Below are 20,707 nucleotides of genomic sequence, written 5' to 3'. Positions count from 1 at the left end.
CACTAAGCTGCCCCGCGTTGCGAACCGGCTCTGATTCGCTCAACGCCATCCCCAAGGGGAAAGAACCGCATGAAGATCACGCTCCGCTTCGCCCTGCCCTTGTTGCTGCTCAGCACAAGCGCCCATGCCATCGTGATCCGTCACAACCAGCCCGATGCGCGCTATCGCGTCAATCCGTCAACCATTCCTGCTTTGGCTGACCTGCCTGACGAAGGCCATGGCACCCTGATCGCCCCGCGATGGGTGCTCACCGCTGCACATGCAGTGAGCATGATGCAGGAGATGCCGGAGGAGCATTTCGTGACGATCAACGGGAAGCGCCGCACGGTGAGCCGCATCATCGTTTATCCGGATTACCCCGCCGCACGCAGCCAGTGGCAGCAGATGTTCCAGCATGTCAAAACGGCCAAACCCGCCACCTTCAGTCGTCAATACAGTGCTGCGATGGGCACGATGCACGACATCGCCCTGCTTGAACTGGCCGAGCCAGTAACTGATGTCGCGCCGCTGCCAATCGACCGCGGCAACGCCAAGCCCGGTTTGCTGGCCAAAGTCTACGGTGCGGGCGCTACCGGCACTGACCTCACCGGCGCGCCGGACAGCGAAGCGCATCGGACCCAACTGCGTCGTGCGGAAAATCGCCTTACCCAGGCCGACGGCTCGTGGGTGCGCTACATATTCGATTGCGGCGCCAGCGCGCCGGCACTTGGCGGTGCCACGGCTGGCGGGGATAGTGGTGGCCCGGTCACCATCGATGTGGCTGGCCGTACCTATCTGGCCGGCGTCACCCACGGCCTCGATGGTACGGCCAGTGAAGTGCAGCAAATCGTGCGGCAGATGCAAGACGGCTCGTTTCGCATGGGCGTCTGTGGGCAGCATTTTGCAGCGGCGCGGGTGAGTTTTTATGCGGCGTGGATCGATCAGACCATTGCCGGCCATTGAGGCCATAGAGGCATCTCGAAGCCTCGCGCCTACAGGACTTTCGACACCGATTGCCGCCATGCCCGACCCCACCATCCTGCTATGCCTGTGCACCTGCCCCGACGCGGCCAGCGCACAGCAGCTGGCCGAAACCCTGGTGGGCGAGCGGCTGGCCGCCTGCGTCAACCGCGTAGCGGGCGTGCTCTCCACCTACCGCTGGCAGGACAAGGTGAGCACCGACAGCGAGGAGCTGCTGTTGATCAAGACCACCGCCGCCCGTTTCGAAGCACTCAAGGCGCGTCTGCTGGAATTGCATCCGTACGAGGTGCCCGAGCTGATCGCATTGCCGGCGGAACGCGGCCATGCTGCCTATCTGGACTGGGTGCGGGCGAACGCCACGGACTGAACCTCGCGCGCATCCCGTCGTCATAATGAAGCACTGTTCGTGGCCACCGCATGGGGCGGTCGTACCGCCGGAGTCGTGATGTCGAAGATCTTCCATCGAACCCTGCTGACGGGCCTGCTGCTTGGCCTGCTGGCGGCATTGACCCCCGCGGCGTTCGCGCAGACGCAGGACGGCAACATCCTGCCAGTGACCGAGGCCTACAAGCTCAGTGCGGACGCGGGCACGCCCGGCACGCTCAAGCTGCACTGGACGATCGCACCGGACTACTACCTCTATCGCGGCCGCATGAAGTTCACCGCCGGCCCCGGCGTGACGCTGGGCGAGGCGCAACTGCCACCCGGCGAGAAACACGACGACCCGTATCTCGGTCCGGTGGAGACCTACCACCACGCGGTCGACGCCAGCATCCCCTACACCGTGGCGCCAGGCACCACGCGCCTGCAGATGGACGTGCAGTACCAGGGCTGCCACGAGGTGGAGCCGAAGATCTGCTACCCGCCGCACACTGAACACCTCGACCTGCCGCTGCCGGCCGCCACGGCGACAGGCGCGGCGCCGCCAGTCGCGGGCGGCGCCCTGGCCGCGGCGCTGCAGCAGCTGGGCGGCACGCAATCCTCGCCGCTGCCGCCGGAGCAGGCCTTCCGCTTCACCGCGGTGGCGCAGGATCCGCAGCATCTGCTGCTGCGCTGGACGATGCCGAAGGACTACTACGTCTACCGCGACCACATCGCGCTGCGCCTGAAGGACGCCAACGGGCTGAAGCTTGGTGCGCCCGCGTGGCCGACCGGCGGCGTGGTGCACCAGGACGCGCAACTCGGCGCGGTGACGGTGTATTTCGGCAGCCTTGATTTGCCGGTGGCGATCGAAGGCGGCGCCGCAGACCGCCGGCAGCTGACGCTGGAAGCCAGCTTCCTCGGCTGCCAGGACGGCGGCGTGTGCTATCCGCTGATGAAGCGCGACGTGACCGTGGATCTGCGCAGCGGCGCGGTGGCGAATGGCGTGACCGTGCCCGGCACGCCAGCGACCGCCGGCAATGGCGGCACCTCGAACACCGCCGCGGCCTCGCCCCCCGGTCCGCTGCAGACCAGCCTGTTCGCGGCGCTGCTGCTGGCGCTGGGTGGCGGCCTGGTTCTCAACCTGATGCCCTGCGTGCTGCCGGTGCTGTCGATCAAGGCCGTGAGCCTGCTGGAAAGCGGCGAGAACCCCGCGCGCCGACGCCGCCACGCGCTGGCCTATACCGCCGGCGTGCTGGCGAGCTTCGTGGCGCTGGGCCTGGCCATCCTCGCGCTGCGCTCGGCCGGCCACGCGCTGGGCTGGGGCACGCAGCTGCAACAACCGCTGCTGGTGGCAGTGCTGGCCTGCGTGATCTTCGCATTGGGACTGTCGATGTCGGGCGTGGTGCAGTTCGGCGCTTCGCTCGGCAATACGGGGGCGGCGCTGGTGAATCGCGGCGGCGCGGCAGGCGACTTCTTCACCGGCGTGCTCGCCGTGGTGGTGGCCAGTCCCTGCACCGCACCGTACATGGGTGGCGCGCTGGCCTACGCATTCGCCGCACCGGCCCTCGACGCGCTGCTGGTGTTCATCGTGCTGGGCGTGGGTCTGGCGCTGCCCTTCCTCGCCATCGCCTACATCCCCGCGCTGGCGCGCTGGCTACCGAAGCCGGGGCGCTGGATGGAGACGCTGAAGCAGGTGCTGGCCTTCCCGATGTACCTCACCGTGGCATGGCTGGCTTGGGTGCTCGCCAACCAGCGCGGTGCCGACGCGGTGGGCCTGCTGTTGGTGGCAATGGTGCTGCTTGCGCTGGCGCTGTGGTGGTTCGAACGCAGCCGCGGACGCGGCCCGCTGCGCCACGCACTGACCGCCCTGCTGGCTCTCGCCGTGCTGGCACCGCTGTACCTGCTGGCACAGGTGCCGGCCACGGCGAACGCCGCGACGGTGCAGGAAGGCACCGTGCCCTACAGCGCCGCGAAGCTCGCCGAGCTGCGCGCCGCCAACACGCCGGTATTCGTCGACATGACGGCCGACTGGTGCATCACCTGCAAGGCCAACGAGCATACCGTGCTGGACGGCGCGGCGTTCCGCACCGCGCTCAAGAACACGGGCGCGGTCTACATGAAAGGCGACTGGACGAACGAGGATCCGGCGATCACCGCCTTCCTGCAGCAGTACCACTCGCCGGGCGTACCGCTGTATGTGGTGTTTCCGAAGGGTGGCGGTGCGGGACGGCAGCTGCCTACCGTGCTCACCACGGCGATGGTGACGCAGGCCCTGGAGACGGCGGCACGGTGAGCCGAGCACACACCCGCCCGGCGGTAAGGCTCGCCAACCCGGGGAATGCGTTCATATGCTGAGTCGCGACAATCTCGTCATTCTTGGCGTGGCCGTACTGGCCGCTGCGTTGGGCGGCTGGTTGCAGCACGAGAGCCGGTTGGCACATGTGCCAGCGGGGACAACGGTGGCGCAGGTAGGAGAGGCAGCCCCTGTGCTGGCGCTGCCGGATCTGCAAGGACACGTGCACCGGCTGGCCGACTATCGGGGGCGGCGGGTGCTGCTGAATTTCTGGGCCAGCTGGTGCGGACCATGCCTGGATGAGTTGCCGGTACTGGACAGGACCCAAGCCAAGTTCGGCGATCAGGGCGCGATCGTGCTGGGTATTGCTATGGATGATCCGGCGCGCGTTCGTGCCTTTCTTGCTGATCATCCAGTGCGTTTCCCGATCTTGCTGGGCCGGATGGAGACGCCCAGTACTTCGCTGTTGTGGGGCGATCGCAGCCAAGTATTGCCTTACAGCGTGCTGATTGGTGCCGATGGGCGCGTGATCGCTACACATCGGGGCCCGCTGGACGCCACCACGCTCGATCAATGGCTTAAATGAAAAGTGCGGCCACGGATGGCCGCCCGTTTGATCTTCGCGATCAGGGATGATCGCAAGAGCATATGTGAAAAGTGCGGCCATGAATGGCCGCCCGTTTGCTCTTCGCGACCAGGGACGGTCGCAAGAGCTCTACTCCCACGCATACGTCGGCGCACGGAGAGTGACGCGCTTCTCCTTGGAACATCGCCGATCTGCGCCGAACTGGACAACATCCGCAACTGCGCGCACACTGCGCGCGTTCCGGGTCATCCGGACGCTGTCGAAGGTATGGTGTGGCGAAGATCCTGGTCCTGCACGGGCCCAACCTCAACCTGCTGGGTGCCCGGGAGCCGGCGATCTACGGCCGTGACACGCTGGCCGACATCAACGGCCGGCTGGCTGCGCAGGCGCAGGATGCCGGGCACGAGCTCTCCTGGTTCCAGTCCAACGCCGAGCACGAGCTGATCGGCCGCGTGCAGCAGGCGCGCGACGAGCAGGTGGCGATGATCCTGTGCAATGCCGGCGCGTTCACCCACACCAGCATCGCGCTGCGCGATGCGTTCGCGGCGGTGGCGATCCCGCTGATCGAAGTGCATCTGTCCAACGTGCACGCCCGCGAACCGTTCCGGCACCACTCGTACCTGTCCGACATCGCGGTCGGCGTGATCTGCGGCTTCGGCGCGGACAGCTACCGCCTGGCACTGGACGCCGCCATCGCGCGACTGGCGCCACGCTGAGTTGCCCCCTTTCCCTTTCCCGGCCGCCCACGGGCGGCCTATGACATGAAGGCCACCCCATGGATCTGCGCAAGATCAAGAAGCTGATCGACCTGCTCGAGGAGTCCAACCTCGCCGAACTGGAAATCAAGGAAGGCGAGGAAGTGGTGCGCCTGTCGCGCGTGCCCAAGGGCGGCGTGGCCATGGCTGCGCCCGCGCCGGTCGCCATGGCGCCCGCCCCAGTGGCAACCATCGCCGCACCTGCTCCCGCCACGGTCGCCGAAGCGCCCGCCGCCGACGCCCTGCCCGCCGGCCACGTGGTGAAGGCGCCGATGGTCGGCACCTTCTATGCCTCCTCCTCGCCGGGCGCGCCGCCCTTCGTCAAGGTCGGCCAGCAGGTGAAGGCCGGCGAGACGCTGGGCGTCATCGAGGCGATGAAGATGTTCAACCAGATCGAGGCCGACGTGGCCGGCACCATCCAGGCGATCCTGGTCGAGAACAGCCAGCCGGTCGAATTCGACCAGCCGATGTTCGTGATTGCCTGAGGCCGCCCGGATGCTCGAGAAGGTCCTCATAGCCAACCGCGGCGAGATCGCGCTGCGCGTGCTGCGCGCGTGCCACAGCCTTGGCATCAAGACGGTGGCGGTGCACTCCACCGCCGACCGCAACCTCAAGCACGTCGGCCTCGCCGACGAGGCGATCTGCATCGGCCCGGCGCCGTCCGCCGACAGCTACCTCAACATCCCGCGCATCATCGCCGCGGCGGAGATCAGCGACGCCCAGGCGATCCACCCGGGCTACGGCTTTCTGTCCGAGCGCGCCGACTTCGCCGAGCAGGTGGAGCAGTCCGGCTTCGTCTTCATCGGCCCCACCGCGGACGTGATCCGCCTGATGGGCGACAAGGTGGAGGCGATCAAGGCGATGAAGGCCGCCGGCGTGCCCTGCGTGCCCGGCTCCGGCGGCCCGCTGGGCGACGACATCGAGACGAACCTGCGCATCGCGCGCGAGATTGGCTACCCCGTCATCATCAAGGCCGCCGGCGGCGGCGGCGGCCGCGGCATGCGCGTGGTGCGCACCGAGGCGCACCTGGGCAACTCCATCGTGATGACCAAGCAGGAGGCCAAGTCGGCCTTCGGCAACGACATGGTCTACATGGAGAAATTCCTGGAGAACCCGCGCCACGTGGAGATCCAGGTGCTGGCCGACGGCCAGGGCAACGCGATCCACCTCGGCGAGCGCGACTGTTCGATGCAGCGCCGCCACCAGAAGGTGGTGGAGGAAGCGCCCGCGCCCGGCATCACGCCGGAGCTGCGCGCCGAAATCGGCAAGGTCTGCGTGGATGCCTGCATCCGCATCGGCTACCGCGGCGCCGGCACCTTCGAATTCCTGTTCGAGAACGGCCGCTTCTACTTCATCGAGATGAACACGCGCATCCAGGTCGAGCACCCGGTGACCGAGTTCATCACCGGCGTGGACCTGGTGCGCGAGCAGCTGTTGATAGCCGGGGGCGAGAAGCTGTCGATCAGGCAGGAAGACATCCAGATCCACGGCCACGCCATCGAGTGCCGCATCAACGCCGAAGACCCGGACACGTTCCTGCCCTGCCCAGGCACGGTGAAGCGCTTCGAGGCGCCGGGCGGACCCGGCGTGCGCGTGGATACGCACCTGTACGACGGCTACAAGATCCCGCCGAACTACGACTCGATGATCGGCAAGCTGATCGTGTACGGCCCCGATCGCGCCACTGCGATCGCGCGCATGCGCCTCGCGCTGGCCGAAACGGTGATCGAAGGCGTGAAGTGCAACATCCCGCTGCAGCAGCGCATCATGGCCGACGTGGGCTTCCAGCACGGCGGCCAGAACATCCACTACCTCGAGAAGCGGATGGCGGAGCAGAAGGAAAAGGCCGGAGGTCATTGAGTACCGCGCCGTTTGCGTTCGCCTCCTCTCCCCCGTTTACAGAATTTGTTTACGGGGGAGAGGATTGAGGTGAGGGGACGGGGCTTGCGACGGCCACCACCGAAGCCTGCTCAAAACACACCTCACCGCAAGAACGACCCCTCACCCCAACCCTCTCCCCGCAGGGGAGAGGGAGTGAAGCCGACGCCATGCCCTTCCTCGAACTCTCCCTCACCGCCCGCCTCGAACAGCAGCCCCGCGTGGAGGAGGCGCTGGAGGACCTTGGCGCACTGTCGATCACCCTGCGCGACGCGGACGCCGAGACGCCGGACGAGCAGGCGATCTTCGAGCCGGGCGTGGGCGAGCTGCCGCTGTGGCCCACCATCACGCTGAATGCGCTGTTCGACGAACGCGCCGACCGACGCGGCCTCGTCGCTGCGCTGGGCGAACTGCTGCCGTGGCTGGAACCGGAACAACTGGATTTCCGCGTTGTGGAGGACCAGGACTGGGAACGCGTGTGGATGGACCAGTACCGGCCGATGGCCTTCGGGCGGCGACTGTGGATCTACCCATGGAACATCGAGCCGCCGACGGACGACAACCAGGTGGTGGTGCGCCTCGACCCCGGCCTCGCCTTCGGCAGCGGCACCCATCCCACCACGGCGCTGTGCCTGGAATGGCTGGACGGGCTTGAGCTCGCCGGCAAATCGATGATCGACTACGGCTGCGGTTCGGGCATCCTCGCCATCGCCGCGCTCAAGCTCGGCGCCGCGAACGCCGTCGGCGTGGACAACGACCCGCAGGCGCTGATCGCCTCGCGCGACAATGCCGAGCGCAACGGCGTGGCCGAACACCTCGCGTTGTTCCTGCCCGGGGATCACGAGAACGATCCGGCCGACATCTTCGTGGCGAACATCCTCGCCGGTCCGCTGGGTGAACTGGCGCCCGTCTTCGCCGCGGCCGCGAAGCCCGATGCGCCGTTTGCGATCTCCGGCATCCTCGACGGTCAGCAGGACGAGCTGCTGACGCGCTACGCGGAATGGTTCGACGCGTTGCGCGTGGACACGCGCGACGGCTGGGTGCGCATCAGCGGCAAGCGACGCGGCTGAGCGGTATCGGCCTGCTAAGCTTGCGGCCAGTCGATCACAGCGGCCCGCATGTACACGCAATGCCCTGAATGCCTGTCCGTGTTCTCGCTCGGCGCGCAAGCGCTGGTGCAGGCGCACGGCTACGTGATGTGCGGGCATTGCGGCGCCGGCTTCGACAGCCTCGCCACGCTCAGCGAGCAGCTGCCGCCTGAACCATTCCAGGAACTGCCCGCAAACGAGCAGGCACTGGTGCCACCGCGCATCGAACTGGTGGTGTATCGCCCGCAACCACCGGCATCCGAGCCCGCTGCGGTGGCGGAACCGACAGCGCCACCCGCTGTGGTGGAAGAGGATTTCTCGCAGCTGGTGTTCACGCCGCGTTTCGCGAAAAACGCGCGCAAGCGCAAGCCGCCACGAACGGAACGCAAGCATCGTCCGCGCCGCGACACCGCGCAGCCGCGACGCTGGCCCTGGGTGCTGGTCTGCACCATGCTGGCGCTGGTGCTCGCGCTCCAGCTGGCATGGATCGGTCGCGACGGCCTGATTCGCGATTCGCTGGTCGGCGGCTGGCTGCGCAGCGCCTGCGCCACGCCCGGCTGCCGCCTTCCCCTGGTCGCCGCGCCACGGCAGCTGCGCCTGCTCGCCAGCAATGTCGAGAGCCATCCCAACGCCGCGCACGCCTTGATGATCAGCCTCAGCCTGCGCAACGAGGCCGCGTTCGCGCAACCCTGGCCGGTGGTGGTGGTCACCCTGTCGGATGCGCAGGGCCACCGGCTGGTGATGCGCCGCCTGCTGCCGTCGGACTACCTCGACGACCACGCCATCCTGCGCCGCGGTCTTGCGCCGGGTGCCACCACGGCACTGCTGCTGGAAGTGCAGGACCCGGGTGACCAGGCCGTCGCCTACGAGTTCGGCTTCGAGTAGCGGGCAACGAAAGCCCGGCAGCCCGCCCGGTGCCGCGAGCGACAGGCAACGCAAGTGCCTGATCGCATCTTTCGAAGATACACAGCACTTAAAATTCGCGGCCCGCGCGGGTAGACTCCACCCCTCCGCGCATCGAAACCGGCATGCACGGAAGGACCGCCGTTGCGGTCGCGGAAGACAATCACAAGCAGCGGCCCAAGCAGCCGCGCAAGACACGCAGAGGGAAATGTCAGTGAATGCCGTGAGATTGCCAGCCACCGAGGCCACCCGTCCGGTCGCTTCGCAGAGTGCGCTGGGCGAATGCGTCAGCCGCACCGTGCGCCGCTATCTCGCCGACCTGGGCGACGCGGATTGCGGCGAGGGCCTGCACGCGCTGGTGATCCACGAAGTGGAAGGTCCGCTGCTGCGCGAAGTGCTGGCATTCCATGACGGCAACCAGAGCCGCGCCGCCGTGGCGCTGGGCATCAACCGCGCCACGCTGCGCAAGAAACTGGCCGCACACGGCCTGCTGTAATCGTTTCTTTCCGTCGTTTGGCCGTCCAAACGGCGGCCGCGCCCCGGACTCGGCTATAATCGGCAGCTTTCCCGCCTGGAAGCCGCCATGTCCGCCCCTGCCGTCGTCCCCGTCCGCCGCGCCCTGCTCAGCGTTTCCGACAAGACCGGCCTGGTCGAACTGGGTCGCCGCCTCGCCGCCCGAGGCGTTGAGCTGCTTTCCACCGGCGGCAGCGCCAAGGCGCTGCGCGAGGCCGGCATCGCAGTCCAGGATGTCAGCGAACTCACCGGCTTCCCCGAGATCATGGACGGCCGCGTGAAGACCCTGCATCCCAAGGTGCACGGCGGACTGCTCGGCCGGCGCGACACCGACGACGCGGTGATGGCCGAGCTGGGCATCCAGCCCATCGACCTGCTGGTACTCAACCTCTATCCGTTCGAGGCCACCGTTGCCAGGCCGGACTGCACGCTGGAACAGGCCATCGAGAACATCGACATCGGCGGTCCCGCGATGCTGCGTTCGGCGGCAAAGAACTGGAGCGACGTGGGCGTGCTCACCTCGCCCGGCCAGTACGAAGGCGCGCTGGCCGAGATCGAGCGGCACGGCGGCCTCAGCCGCGCCACGCGCTTCAAGCTTGCGGTCGCGGCGTTCGACAACGTGTCGAACTACGACGGTGCGATCAGCGACTACCTCAGCGGCCTGAAGCTCGACGAGGCGCACGAGGCCATCGCCGGCCACGACGCCTTCCCTGCCCAGGTCAACAGCCGCTTCGTGAAGCTGATGGATCTGCGCTACGGCGAGAACCCGCACCAGCAGGCAGCGTTCTACCGCGACCTGTATCCGGCCCCGGGCACGCTGGCCACGTTCAGGCAGCTGCAGGGCAAGGAACTCTCGTTCAACAACATCGCCGACGCCGATGCCGCATGGGAATGCGTGCGCAGCTTCACCAAGCCCGCCTGCGTGATCGTGAAGCACGCCAACCCCTGCGGCGTGGCGGTGAGCCTGGACGGCATCGGCAAGGCCTACGACCTCGCCTACCAGACCGACCCCACCTCGGCCTTCGGCGGCATCATCGCGTTCAACCGCGAGGTGGACGGCGCCACCGCGCAGGCCATCGTGTCGCGCCAGTTCGTCGAAGTGGTGCTGGCGTCGGGCTACGCCGACGAAGCGCTGAAGGCGTTCGCGAAGAAGGGCAACGTGCGCGTGCTGGAGATCCCGTTACCGCCTGGCACCGACCTCGTCGCCGCGCACCCGGGCAACCAGTCCAAGCGCGTCGGCTCGGGCCTGCTGATCCAGACCGCCGACACCGGCATGGTCAAGGCCGCCGACCTCAAGATCGTGACCAGGGTGGCACCCACGCCCGCGCAGGTCGACGACCTGATCTTCGCGTGGAAGGTGGCGAAGTTCGTGAAGTCCAACGCCATCGTCTATGCGAAGGACCGCCAGACCATCGGCATCGGCGCGGGCCAGATGAGCCGCGTGTACAGCGCGAAGATCGCCGGCATCAAGGCCGCCGACGAGAAACTGGAAGTGCGCGGCTCGGTGATGGCGAGCGACGCCTTCTTCCCGTTCCGCGACGGTATCGACGCGGCGGCGGCGGCGGGCATCGGCGCGGTGATCCAGCCCGGCGGCTCGATGCGCGACGCCGAGGTGATCGCCGCCGCCGACGAACACGGCATGGCAATGGTATTCACCGGGATGCGCCATTTCCGCCACTGAAAGTGGCGGAAATAAATCTGGTACTCCGCCACTGCTTTGCTTTTCTCCGCCTCCGGGGGAAGGTTCGCAACTCAATCCGCCGGTGCCGTATCCCCTTCGCCCGCGACTGTCGCTGCGCCACGCCGCGCGTACTGCCGCGCCAGCACCGCGCACACCATCAGCTGCATCTGGTGGAACAGCATGATCGGCAGCACGATCATGCCCAGCGGATGGCCGGCGAACAGCACCTTGGCCATCGGCACGCCGCTGGCCAGGCTCTTCTTGGAGCCGCAGAACACGATGGTGATCTCGTCCTCCTTGTCGAAGCCCAGCGCGCGTGCGCCATAGCGCGTCGCCAGCAGCGCCAGCGCCAGCAGCACCGCATTCGCCACCAGCAATCCGCCCAGCACGGCCAGCGGCACCTGCCGCCACAGCCCTTGCAGCACCGAGGCGCTGAACGCGGTGTACACCACCAGCAGGATCGAACCCTGGTCGACCAGGCCGACCAGCGGACGATGCCGCTGCACCCAGCCGCCGATCCAGCGCTGCGCCACCTGGCCCGCCACGAACGGCACCAGCAGTTGCAGCACGATCTCGCCCACCGCATGCCACGACATGCCGCCCCCGCCGTGCGACTCCAGCAACGCGCCCACCAGCAGCGGCGTGATGAAGATGCCAAGCAGGCTGGACGCCGAAGCCGAACACACCGCGGCGGAGACGTTGCCGCGCGCGATCGAGGTGAACGCGATCGACGACTGCACCGTGGATGGCAGTGCGCACAGGAACAGCACGCCGAGGTACAACCCCGGCGTCACCAGCGGCGCCAGCAGCGGATGCAGCACCCAGCCGAGCAGGGGGAACAGCACGAAGGTGCTGGCCAGCACGACCAGGTGCAGCCGCCAGTGGGTGATGCCCGCCAGCACCGCCTGTCGCGACAGCTTGGCGCCGTGCAGGAAGAACAGCAGTGCGATCGCCGCATCGGTAAGCCAGCCGAACACCGTGGCCCAGCTGCCGCGGCAAGGCAGCACGCTGGCCAGCAGCACGGTCAGCAGCAGCGCACAGGTGAAGCGGTCGGGCAGGAAGCGGCGAAGCATGGCGGCACCGGATGGCGGGATTCCAGCCATTGTCGACGCCGCTGCATTGATCCGGCAAATCGTTTTATCTGATTCGCTGATAAGATTTATGCATGAATATCAGTCTGCGCCAGCTGCGTGCCTTCCTCGCCGTGGCCAGGTCGCGCCACTTCCGCCGCGCCGCTGGCCAGTTGCACCTCACCCAGCCCGCGGTGAGCAGGCATATCGCCGAACTGGAAGCGGCACTGGGCGTGCGCCTGTTCGATCGCAACACCCGCGAGGTGGTGCCCACCGAGGCGGGCCGCTACTTGCAGCACGCGGCGGAGCGCGTGCTGGACGAACTCGAGGGCGTCCTGGCCCACGTGCATTCCGAAGGCGAACGCCGCCGCGGCACGGTGCGCGTGGCCGCCGGCCCAACGCCATCGGCCGAGCTGATGCCACGCTGCATCGCCGAATGCGCGCGCGACTGGCCGGAGCTGACCTTGCTGCTGATCGACCGCAGCCAGACCCAGGTACTGGAAAGCGTGCGCAACGGCGAAGTGGATTTCGGCGTGGCGATCGATCCGCCGGAGAGCGGCGAATTCGAGCGCGAGACCATCATGCACGATCCCTTCGTACTGGCCTGCCGCCACGACCACCCGCTGGCGCGGCTGGAACGCGTGCCGTGGAAGCGCCTGCAGGGCGAGCCGCTGGTGCTGCTGGACTATTCCTCCGGCAGCCGTCGCCTGATCGACCAGGTGTTCGAGAAGCACCGCATCGACGTGCGCGTGACCCAGCAGACCGGGCATACCCACACCGCCTTCCGCATGGTCGAGGCAGGACTGGGCAGCAGTGTCACGCCCGGCCTGTCGCTGCCCGAGTCGGCGCAACTGGTGACGCGACCGCTGACTCCGGTGGTGAAGCGCGCGATCACCCTCGTGCGCCGTCGCAACCGCTCGCTGTCGCCGCTGGCGGAACTGGTGTGGAACCGCCTGCGCGAGATGGCCGCGGCGCCGCGCGGCACGCGTGCGCGTTCCTGAACCCGCTAGTGCCCGTTGTCGTCCTGCGAGCCGTTGTCCGACGCGGCGGGCTTGCTGCCGCCCCACTCCAGGATCTTGTACATCACCGGCCGCACCGGCGGTGCACCCTCGGTGGCGCTCATCACGCCGTTGCGATCCACCATGTAGGTGTAGGACAGGCCGTTCTTCTGGGTGACCACCACCATGTAGACGCGGCCGCCGCGGCGGTATTCCTGGTACACCGCGTCGCCCTCGGTGTGCACGGTGACATCGTCTGCCGGTGAATTGCGCTGGATGGTCTGCGCCGCGCCCTTGTCGCCCGGCATCGCGGGCAGCGGAATCGGCTTGCCGGGCAAGGGCGTGGCGGTGACCTCGGCGGGAGTGCTGCCGCTGGTGTTCGCGGGCGCGGGCTGGTCAGGCGGCGCCACCGCCTTCGTGCCCGGATCGTTCATGCCCGGCGGCGGCGGCACCGGCGCGAACTTGGGCTGCTGCTGGCTGGTGGACTGCGCGCAGACCGGCAACGCGACGAAGGCAGTGAGGGCAAGCAGGCAGGCGGCAGGTTTCATGACGGCGACCTCGTTGGGGTGCCGAAGCATAGCAGTGCAGCCGCTGCCTTCCCGTGAACCGCGCCATCGCGCGCCGCATGCAAGAATGGGGCATGCCCAAGCTCATCCTGATCGACGGTTCCTCCTACCTGTATCGCGCCTTCCACGCGCTGCCGCCGCTGACCAATGCACACGGCGAACCCACCGGCGCGCTGTTCGGCGTGGTCAACATGCTGCGCGCCACGCTGAAGGCGAAGCCCGACTACGTCGCTTTCGTCAGCGACGCTTCCGGCCCCACCTTCCGCGACGCCATGTACGAACACTACAAGGCCAACCGGCCGCCGATGCCGGACGACCTGCGCGCGCAGATCGAACCGATGCTGGCGATCGTGGGTGCACAGGGTTTCCCGATCCTGCGCGTGCCGGGCGTGGAGGCCGACGACGTGATCGGCACGCTCGCCGTGCAGGCGCAGCGCGCCGGCATCGAGGTGGAGATCTCCACCGGCGACAAGGACATGGCCCAGCTGGTCGGCCCCGGCGTAACCCTGGTCAATACCATGACCAACACCACGATGGATCGCGCCGGCGTCGAGGAGAAATTCGGCGTGCCGCCCGAACGCATCGTCGACTACCTCACCCTGGTGGGTGACACCGTGGACAACGTGCCCGGCGTGCCCAAGTGCGGCCCCAAGACCGCCGCGAAATGGCTGGCCGAATACGGTTCGCTGGATGGGGTGGTCGCGAACGCGGACAAGGTCGGCGGCAAGATCGGCGAGAGCCTGCGTGAGGTGCTGCCGCAACTGCCGCTGTCGCGTGCGCTGGTGACGATCAAGACCGACGTGGCACTGGAGCAAGGCCCCGCCGATCTTGCGCTGCGCGAGGCCGATGTGGCGGCGCTGCGTGAGCTGTACACGCGCTACGAATTCAAGGCGGCGTTGAAGGATCTCGATGCTGCCGATGCTTCGCTCCCTTCTCCCCCCGGGAGAGGGGTCGGGGGTGAGGGTTCGGTCGAAGCACACGGCAGCACCAAACTCTCCCCCCTCTCCCCAGGGGAGAGGGGCTTCAACCTTGCCGCACCGGGCGAATACGAACTCGTCACCACGCAGCCGCAACTCGACACCTGGCTGGACAAGCTGCGTGACGCGCCGCTGATCGCCTTCGACACCGAGACCACCAGCATCGACCCGATGCAGGCCGACATCGTGGGCCTGTCGCTGGCGGTGGAACCCTGCCGCGCCTGCTACATTCCGTTGGCCCACGACTATCCCGGCGCGCCCGCGCAACTGCCGCGCGACGCGGTGCTCGCCGCGCTGAAGCCCGTGTTCGAGGATGCGAGCCGGCCCAAGCTCGGCCAGCACGCGAAATACGACATCAACATCCTGTCGCACTACGGCATCGCGGTAGCGGGCGTGCGCCACGACACCATGCTGGAATCCTACGTGTGGAACGCCACCGCCACGCGCCACGACATGGATTCGCTGGCGAAGAAGTACCTTGGCTACGACACCGTGAAGTACGAGGAAGTGGCCGGCAAGGGCGCCAGGCAGATCCCGTTCTCGCAGGTGGACCTGGATACCGCCTGCCGCTACGCCGCCGAGGACGCCGACATCACCCTGCGCCTGCACCATGCGCTGTGGCCGAAGCTGGAAAGCGTGCCCAGCCTGCGCAAGGTGTACGAGCAGATCGAGATCCCGCTGGTGCCGGTGCTGGCCGGCATGGAGCAGCGCGGCGTGCTGATCGACGTGGACGAACTGCGCCGGCAGAGCCAGCAGCTCGGCAAGCGCATGCTGGAACTGCAGCAGCAGGCCTGGAAGGAAGCCGGCCGCGAGTTCAACCTCGATTCGCCCAAGCAGCTGCAGGCGATCCTGTTCGACGAACTGGGCCTGCCCGCCCGGCTCAAGACGCCCACCGGCCAGCCCTCGACGAACGAGGAGGCATTGGAGGCGATCGCCGACGCGCATGCGCTGCCGAAGCTGATCCTCGACTACCGCGGCCTGGCCAAGCTGCGTTCCACCTACACCGACAAGCTGGCCGGCACGGTGAACCCGCGCACCGGCCGCGTGCACACCAGCTATCACCAGGGCGCGGTGGCCACCGGCCGCATTTCCTCCACCGATCCCAACCTGCAGAACATCCCGGTGCGCACCGAGGAAGGCCGCCGCATCCGCCAGGCCTTCATCGCGCCGCCCGGCTGGAAGGTGATGGCGGCGGACTACTCGCAGATCGAGCTGCGCATCATGGCCCACCTGTCCGGCGACGAAGGCCTGCTGAAGGCCTTCCACGAAGGTGGCGACGTGCACCGCGCCACCGCCGCCGAGGTGTTCGGCCTGAAACCCGAGGATGTGACCGCCAACCAACGCCGCGCCGCCAAGGCGATCAACTTCGGCCTGATGTACGGCATGAGCGCCTTCGGCCTCGCCCGCCAGCTCGGCATCGACCGCGGCGAAGCCAGCGACTACATGGCGCGTTACTTCGCCCGCTACCCCGGCGTGCATGCCTTCATGGAGGCCACCCGCGCGCAGGCGCACCGCGACGGCTACGTGGAGACGATCTTCGGCCGCCGCCTGTATCTGGAGAACCTGCAGTCCCGCAACCAGGCCCATCGCGCCGGCGCCGAGCGCGCCGCGGTGAATGCGCCGATGCAAGGCAGTGCCGCCGACATCATCAAGCGCGCGATGATCGCCGTGGCCGCCTGGCTGAAGCACCGCGACGATGCCCACATGCTGATGCAGGTGCACGACGAGCTGGTATTCGAGGTGCGCGTCGATGCTGTTGACGAGGTGCGCGAGGCGGTGCGCGAACGCATGCAGGGCGCCGTGGAGCTGGCTGTGCCGCTGCTGGTCGAAGTCGGGGTGGGGATGAACTGGGACGAGGCGCATTAGCCGTCCATTTGTTGCCTTTCCGTGAAATGAATCGAATCTGACTTTTTTTGCCCCGGCTGTAGAACTTTTCCGCTTTCGCGCGTTCTCAATCATCGGATGCACGCAACGGCATCCATGGCTGATCACCTCCCTGGACAGCCACCCGGAAGCGGAACCTCTCCCCTGGGTTTCCGCCTCCCCCGGCCCCGAAGGCACCCCCTGGCCTTCGGGGCCATTTTTTTTGGTATGGCTGTATCTGTGCGTTTGTCCTTGAACGCGAAGATCAAACGGGGGCCATCCATGACCGCATTCTTCAATTTGTGCACTTATCCCTGAGCGCAGAACAGGATCAAAAAGAGCCGTTCCACTCCCCGGCGCTTGCCCAGGCTGCTTTGCACTTCATCTGCACGGGCCGCCCCGGCATACTCGAAGCCCGTTCCATCGCCGGAAGAACCCATGCGCTTCGCACTGATCGTCATCGGCCTTGTCCTGCTCATCGCAGGCCTGTGGGTGGTTTTCGGCCACGGCAGCTATCAACAGACCGACACCCTGGTGCAACTCGGCTCGGCCAAGGTCACCGCCACGCACGACAAGGCCTTCCCGCAGTGGCTGGGTATCGCCGGTATCGTGGTGGGCGCACTGCTGGCGCTGGGCGGCATCTTGAAGAAGGGCTGACAGCCACCCGCTACAATGGGTGCGATGGATGTCTCGCACCTGATCGATTCGCTCAACGACGCGCAGCGCGAAGCCGTCTGCGCCCCGCCCGGCCACTACCTAGTCCTCGCCGGCGCCGGTTCCGGCAAGACCCGCGTGCTCACCCACCGCATCGGCTGGCTGATGCAGGTGGAGCGCGTGCCGCCATGGGCGATCCTCGCCGTCACCTTCACCAACAAGGCCGCGGGCGAGATGCGGGGGCGATTGGACAGCCTGATTCCCGGCGGCACCCAGGGCCTCACCGTGGGCACCTTCCACGGCATCGCGCATCGCCTGCTGCGTCGCCACTGGCGCGAGGCCGGTTTGCCGGAAGGTTTCCAGATCCTCGACGCCGACGACCAGCAGCGGCTGGTGAAGCGCGTGATCGCGGGACTCGGCCTGGACGAAGCGAAGTTCCCGCCACGCCAGGCCACCTGGACCATCAACGGCTGGAAGGACGAGGGCAAGCGCCCCGACACCATCGAGCACCGCGACCACCCCGTTACCGCGACGCTGGTGCGCATCTATCAAGCTTATGAAGATGCCTGCCGCCGCGCCGGCCTGGTCGATTTCGCCGAACTGCTGCTGCGCGCCCACGAACTGTGGCTGAAGAATCCCGCCGTGCTGGAGCACTACCAGAACCGCTGGCGGCACCTGCTGATCGACGAGTTCCAGGACACCAACACACTGCAGTACGCGTGGATCCGCGTACTCGCCGGCAACGTCAGCAAGGTCTTCGCCGTGGGCGACGACGACCAGTCGATCTACGGCTGGCGCGGTGCCCGGGTGGAGAACATGCAGCAGTTCCTCAAGGACTTCCCCGGCGCGCGCACGATCAAGCTGGAGCAGAACTACCGCTCCACCGCGACCATCCTGAAGGCCGCCAACCATGTCATCGCGCGCAACGGCGGTCGCCTCGGCAAAAACCTGTGGACGGCCGGCGGCGAAGGCGAACGCATCGCGCTGTACGCCGCCTACAACGAGCAGGACGAGGCCCGCTTCGTGATCGAGCGCATCCGCGAGTACATCGCGGAACACGGCAGCGCCAAGGATTGCGCGATCCTCTACCGCTCCAATGCGCAGTCGCGCAACTTCGAGGAACAGCTCACCCAGCGCAACATCCCCTACCGCGTCTACGGCGGCCAGCGTTTCTTCGAACGTGCCGAAATCAAGGACGCGCTGGCCTACCTGCGCCTCACTGCCAACCGGCATGACGACGCTTCGTTCGAGCGCGCGGTGAACACGCCGCCACGCGGCATCGGCGACCGCACGCTGGACGTACTGCGCCGCCGCGCCCGCCACGACACCACGTCGATGTGGGAGGCCGCACTCGTCGAACTGGCCGGTGGCGAACTGGCTGGGCGTGCGAAGAATGCGGTGAAGGGGTTTCTCGCACTGATCGACGGGATGAGCCGCGACTTCAAGCCCCTCTCCCCTCGGGAGAGGGGTTGGGGTGAGGGTTCGGATTCGCCAAGCACTTCAACTCCGCCCGAACCCCCTCCCCCAACCCCACTCCCGCAGGGAGAGGGAAGCAATGCACTGCCCCTGGCCGAACAGATCGACCACGTGCTCACCCACACCGGCCTGCGCGACCACTACGAGAAGGACAGCCGCGGCAACGGCGAGGCGCGCATCGAGAACCTCGACGAGCTGGTCAACGTGGCCAGCCGCTTCGAGCGCACCCAGGAAGACATCGACGCCGGCCTGGACGAACTGTCCGCCTTCCTCTCGCACGCCGCGCTGGAAGCCGGCGAGGGCCAGGGCGAGGCCTGGGACGACTGCGTGCAGCTGATGACGCTGCATTCGGCCAAGGGCCTGGAGTTTCCGCTGGTGTTCCTGGTGGGGTTGGAGGAGGGTCTGTTCCCCAGCCAGCGCTCCACCGAGGACGAGGGCCGGCTGGAAGAGGAGCGTCGCCTCGCCTATGTGGGCATCACCCGTGCGCGCGAGCGCCTCGTCATCAGCTATGCCGAATCGCGCCGCATGCACGGCACCGAGATGCTGGCCCGTCCCTCGCGCTTCCTCGCCGAGATGCCCGCCGAGCTGATCGACGAGGTGCGCCCCCGGGTACAGGTGAGTCGACCGCTCTACGCCGGTGCCAGCCGCTACATCGACCACGCACCCCTGCAGGAAGACCTGCCGGTCAAGCTCGGCCAGCGCGTCAGCCACCCCAGCTTCGGCGAAGGCGTGGTGGTCAGCGCCGAAGGCAGCGGTGCGCACACCCGGCTGCAGGTGAATTTCGAAGGTGCGGGCAGCAAGTGGCTGGTGGCGGCATATGCGAATCTCACGCCCTTGTAGACCGCGCCGATTCCAGGCAACAGCAAGCGGCAGATACTGGAAGGCGGGCTCCGCTCCCGCCATTTCCGACCATGCCATTTGGCAGGCCAAATCCCCGGGTTGGCCCCTTGCCAAGGCGCCGGATTGCGGGGAGGATGCGGCAAATCGCGCCTTCCTGCGTTCTGACTGAAAGGAGGATTGCATGGACGTCGTGATCGTCGACGACCAACCTTCGGCACGCACGATGCTGCGGCACATCGTGCAGGGCATCGGGCCGCAGCTCGTCGTGCATGATTTCGGCGTACCCCAGGCGGCGCTGGACTGGTGCGAGGACAATCGGCCCGATCTGCTGCTGCTGGACTACCGCATGCCGGACATGGACGGGCTGGAGCTGGCCAAGGCCTTTCGCAAGCCGCTGCGGAATCGGGATGTGCCCATCGTGCTGGTTACGGTGGTGGGTGACGAGCCGATACGGCAGGCGGCACTGGATGCCGGGGTGATCGACTTCCTGGTCAAGCCGGTCCACCCGCGCGAGTTGCGCGCGCGCTGCCGCAACCTGCTGCAGCTGCGCCAGCAGTCGGAGTCGATCAAGCAACGTTCGCTGTCGCTGGAGCAGCGGCTGCTGGCCAGCATGCACGAAGTCGAGGAACGCGAGCGCGAAACGCTGTCACGGCTTGCGCGGGCCATCGAGCTTCGCGATGCCGGCACCAGCGCCTACCTCGAGCGCATGGCGCATATGGCTGGACTGATTGCGGAGGGCCTGGGACTGCCGGAGGAGCAGGTTCGCACGATCGAGCTGTCTGCGCCGTTGCATGACATCGGCAAGATCGCCATCCCCGATGCGGTCCTGATGAAGCCGGGTCCGTTGAACGCAGAGGAACGTTTGCACATGCAACAGCACCCGCGCATCGGCTATGAGCTGTTGCAGGACAGCCAGAACCGCTTCATCCAGGCGGGAGCGCAGATCGCACTGCGCCACCATGAGCACTGGAATGGCAAGGGCTACCCGGACGGGCTGGCAGGCGAGGAGATTCCGATCGAGGCACGGGTGACTACCGTGGCCGACGTGCTGGATGCATTGCTGTCGCCACGCCCGTACAAGGAGGCCTGGAGCATCGGGCGTTCGCTCGAATTCATCGGCACACAGAGCGGTGTGATGCTGGACCCGGCCTGCGTGCGCGCCCTGATGGACAATCTGCCGCGGCTATACGGCATCTGCGACCGCTACTCCCATGTCCGGCTTCATCGCAACTGGCGTTGACTG

Annotated in this window: 18 protein-coding genes; 16 read left to right on the top strand and 2 right to left on the bottom strand. The window is 67.2% G+C overall.

Translation table 11 applies throughout. The features are described 5' to 3' along the window. The first annotated feature begins 69 nt into the window (after positions 1 to 69). The 11 genes from ABQJ54_RS17580 (at position 70) to purH (ending at position 11,020) form a co-directional block, all read left to right on the top strand. Entirely contained in the window at positions 70 to 942 is an 873-nt protein-coding gene (locus ABQJ54_RS17580) for a S1 family peptidase (RefSeq protein WP_367855619.1), read from the top strand. Positions 943 to 1,000: 58 nt separating this feature from the next. After that, entirely contained in the window at positions 1,001 to 1,327 is a 327-nt protein-coding gene (cutA, locus tag ABQJ54_RS17575; protein ID WP_367855618.1) for a divalent-cation tolerance protein CutA, read from the top strand. A gap of 78 nt (positions 1,328 to 1,405) precedes the next feature. Next, positions 1,406 to 3,616, top strand: coding sequence for a protein-disulfide reductase DsbD family protein (locus ABQJ54_RS17570; protein WP_367855617.1), 2,211 nt, complete (start codon positions 1,406 to 1,408; stop codon positions 3,614 to 3,616). Positions 3,617 to 3,671: 55 nt separating this feature from the next. After that, complete coding sequence (locus ABQJ54_RS17565) at positions 3,672 to 4,202, top strand: TlpA family protein disulfide reductase (protein WP_367855616.1); 531 nt, start codon at positions 3,672 to 3,674, stop codon at positions 4,200 to 4,202. 272 nt (positions 4,203 to 4,474) lie between these two features. Continuing rightward, the gene (gene aroQ, locus ABQJ54_RS17560; protein WP_367855615.1) at positions 4,475 to 4,918 is read left to right on the top strand and encodes a type II 3-dehydroquinate dehydratase; all 444 of its coding nucleotides are present in this window, start codon (positions 4,475 to 4,477) and stop codon (positions 4,916 to 4,918) included. Positions 4,919 to 4,977: 59 nt separating this feature from the next. Continuing rightward, positions 4,978 to 5,442 carry an acetyl-CoA carboxylase biotin carboxyl carrier protein gene (accB, locus tag ABQJ54_RS17555; RefSeq protein ID WP_367855614.1) on the top strand — a complete coding sequence of 155 codons (465 nt, stop codon included), beginning with the start codon at positions 4,978 to 4,980 and terminating at the stop codon, positions 5,440 to 5,442. A 10-nt stretch (positions 5,443 to 5,452) separates the two neighbouring features. Then, positions 5,453 to 6,817 carry an acetyl-CoA carboxylase biotin carboxylase subunit gene (gene accC / locus ABQJ54_RS17550; RefSeq protein ID WP_367855613.1) on the top strand — a complete coding sequence of 455 codons (1,365 nt, stop codon included), beginning with the start codon at positions 5,453 to 5,455 and terminating at the stop codon, positions 6,815 to 6,817. Between the two features lie 188 nt (positions 6,818 to 7,005). After that, positions 7,006 to 7,905 carry a 50S ribosomal protein L11 methyltransferase gene (gene prmA / locus ABQJ54_RS17545; RefSeq protein ID WP_367855612.1) on the top strand — a complete coding sequence of 300 codons (900 nt, stop codon included), beginning with the start codon at positions 7,006 to 7,008 and terminating at the stop codon, positions 7,903 to 7,905. A gap of 48 nt (positions 7,906 to 7,953) precedes the next feature. After that, complete coding sequence (locus ABQJ54_RS17540) at positions 7,954 to 8,808, top strand: zinc-ribbon and DUF3426 domain-containing protein (protein WP_367855611.1); 855 nt, start codon at positions 7,954 to 7,956, stop codon at positions 8,806 to 8,808. Positions 8,809 to 9,034: 226 nt separating this feature from the next. After that, positions 9,035 to 9,322 (top strand): helix-turn-helix domain-containing protein, encoded by a 288-nt coding sequence (locus ABQJ54_RS17535; protein ID WP_367855610.1) that lies wholly within the window; start codon positions 9,035 to 9,037, stop codon positions 9,320 to 9,322. An 87-nt stretch (positions 9,323 to 9,409) separates the two neighbouring features. Further along, positions 9,410 to 11,020 (top strand): bifunctional phosphoribosylaminoimidazolecarboxamide formyltransferase/IMP cyclohydrolase, encoded by a 1,611-nt coding sequence (gene purH / locus ABQJ54_RS17530; RefSeq protein WP_367855609.1) that lies wholly within the window; start codon positions 9,410 to 9,412, stop codon positions 11,018 to 11,020. A gap of 71 nt (positions 11,021 to 11,091) precedes the next feature. Here purH and ABQJ54_RS17525 read toward each other — a convergent pair whose 3' ends face one another. Beyond that, positions 11,092 to 12,093, bottom strand: coding sequence for a bile acid:sodium symporter family protein (locus tag ABQJ54_RS17525; RefSeq protein ID WP_367855608.1), 1,002 nt, complete (start codon positions 12,091 to 12,093; stop codon positions 11,092 to 11,094). 92 nt (positions 12,094 to 12,185) lie between these two features. Between ABQJ54_RS17525 and ABQJ54_RS17520 the strand changes: the two genes are divergently transcribed. Beyond that, positions 12,186 to 13,091, top strand: a complete 906-nt coding sequence (locus tag ABQJ54_RS17520) for a LysR family transcriptional regulator (protein WP_367855607.1) — start codon at positions 12,186 to 12,188, stop codon at positions 13,089 to 13,091. 5 nt (positions 13,092 to 13,096) lie between these two features. On the opposite strand, the gene ABQJ54_RS17515 is transcribed toward ABQJ54_RS17520, so the two are convergent. Next, complete coding sequence (locus ABQJ54_RS17515; RefSeq protein WP_367855606.1) at positions 13,097 to 13,636, bottom strand: DUF2782 domain-containing protein; 540 nt, start codon at positions 13,634 to 13,636, stop codon at positions 13,097 to 13,099. Between the two features lie 92 nt (positions 13,637 to 13,728). On the opposite strand from ABQJ54_RS17515, the gene polA reads away from it, so the two are divergent. From polA to ABQJ54_RS17495, 4 genes are all read left to right on the top strand, one after another. After that, positions 13,729 to 16,497, top strand: coding sequence for a DNA polymerase I (gene polA / locus ABQJ54_RS17510; protein WP_367855605.1), 2,769 nt, complete (start codon positions 13,729 to 13,731; stop codon positions 16,495 to 16,497). A gap of 435 nt (positions 16,498 to 16,932) precedes the next feature. Next, a complete protein-coding gene (locus tag ABQJ54_RS17505) occupies positions 16,933 to 17,151 on the top strand; it encodes a hypothetical protein (protein WP_367855604.1) in 219 nt (72 codons plus the stop codon). A gap of 24 nt (positions 17,152 to 17,175) precedes the next feature. Further along, positions 17,176 to 19,464 (top strand): DNA helicase II, encoded by a 2,289-nt coding sequence (locus tag ABQJ54_RS17500; RefSeq protein WP_367855603.1) that lies wholly within the window; start codon positions 17,176 to 17,178, stop codon positions 19,462 to 19,464. 181 nt (positions 19,465 to 19,645) lie between these two features. Then, a complete protein-coding gene (locus tag ABQJ54_RS17495; protein WP_367855602.1) occupies positions 19,646 to 20,704 on the top strand; it encodes an HD domain-containing phosphohydrolase in 1,059 nt (352 codons plus the stop codon). The last annotated feature ends 3 nt before the right edge of the window (positions 20,705 to 20,707 follow it).

This window comes from Rhodanobacter lycopersici, from assembly GCF_040812335.1.
GTDB lineage: Bacteria > Pseudomonadota > Gammaproteobacteria > Xanthomonadales > Rhodanobacteraceae > Rhodanobacter_A > Rhodanobacter_A lycopersici.
This window is presented reverse-complemented; position numbering and strand designations above follow the sequence as displayed.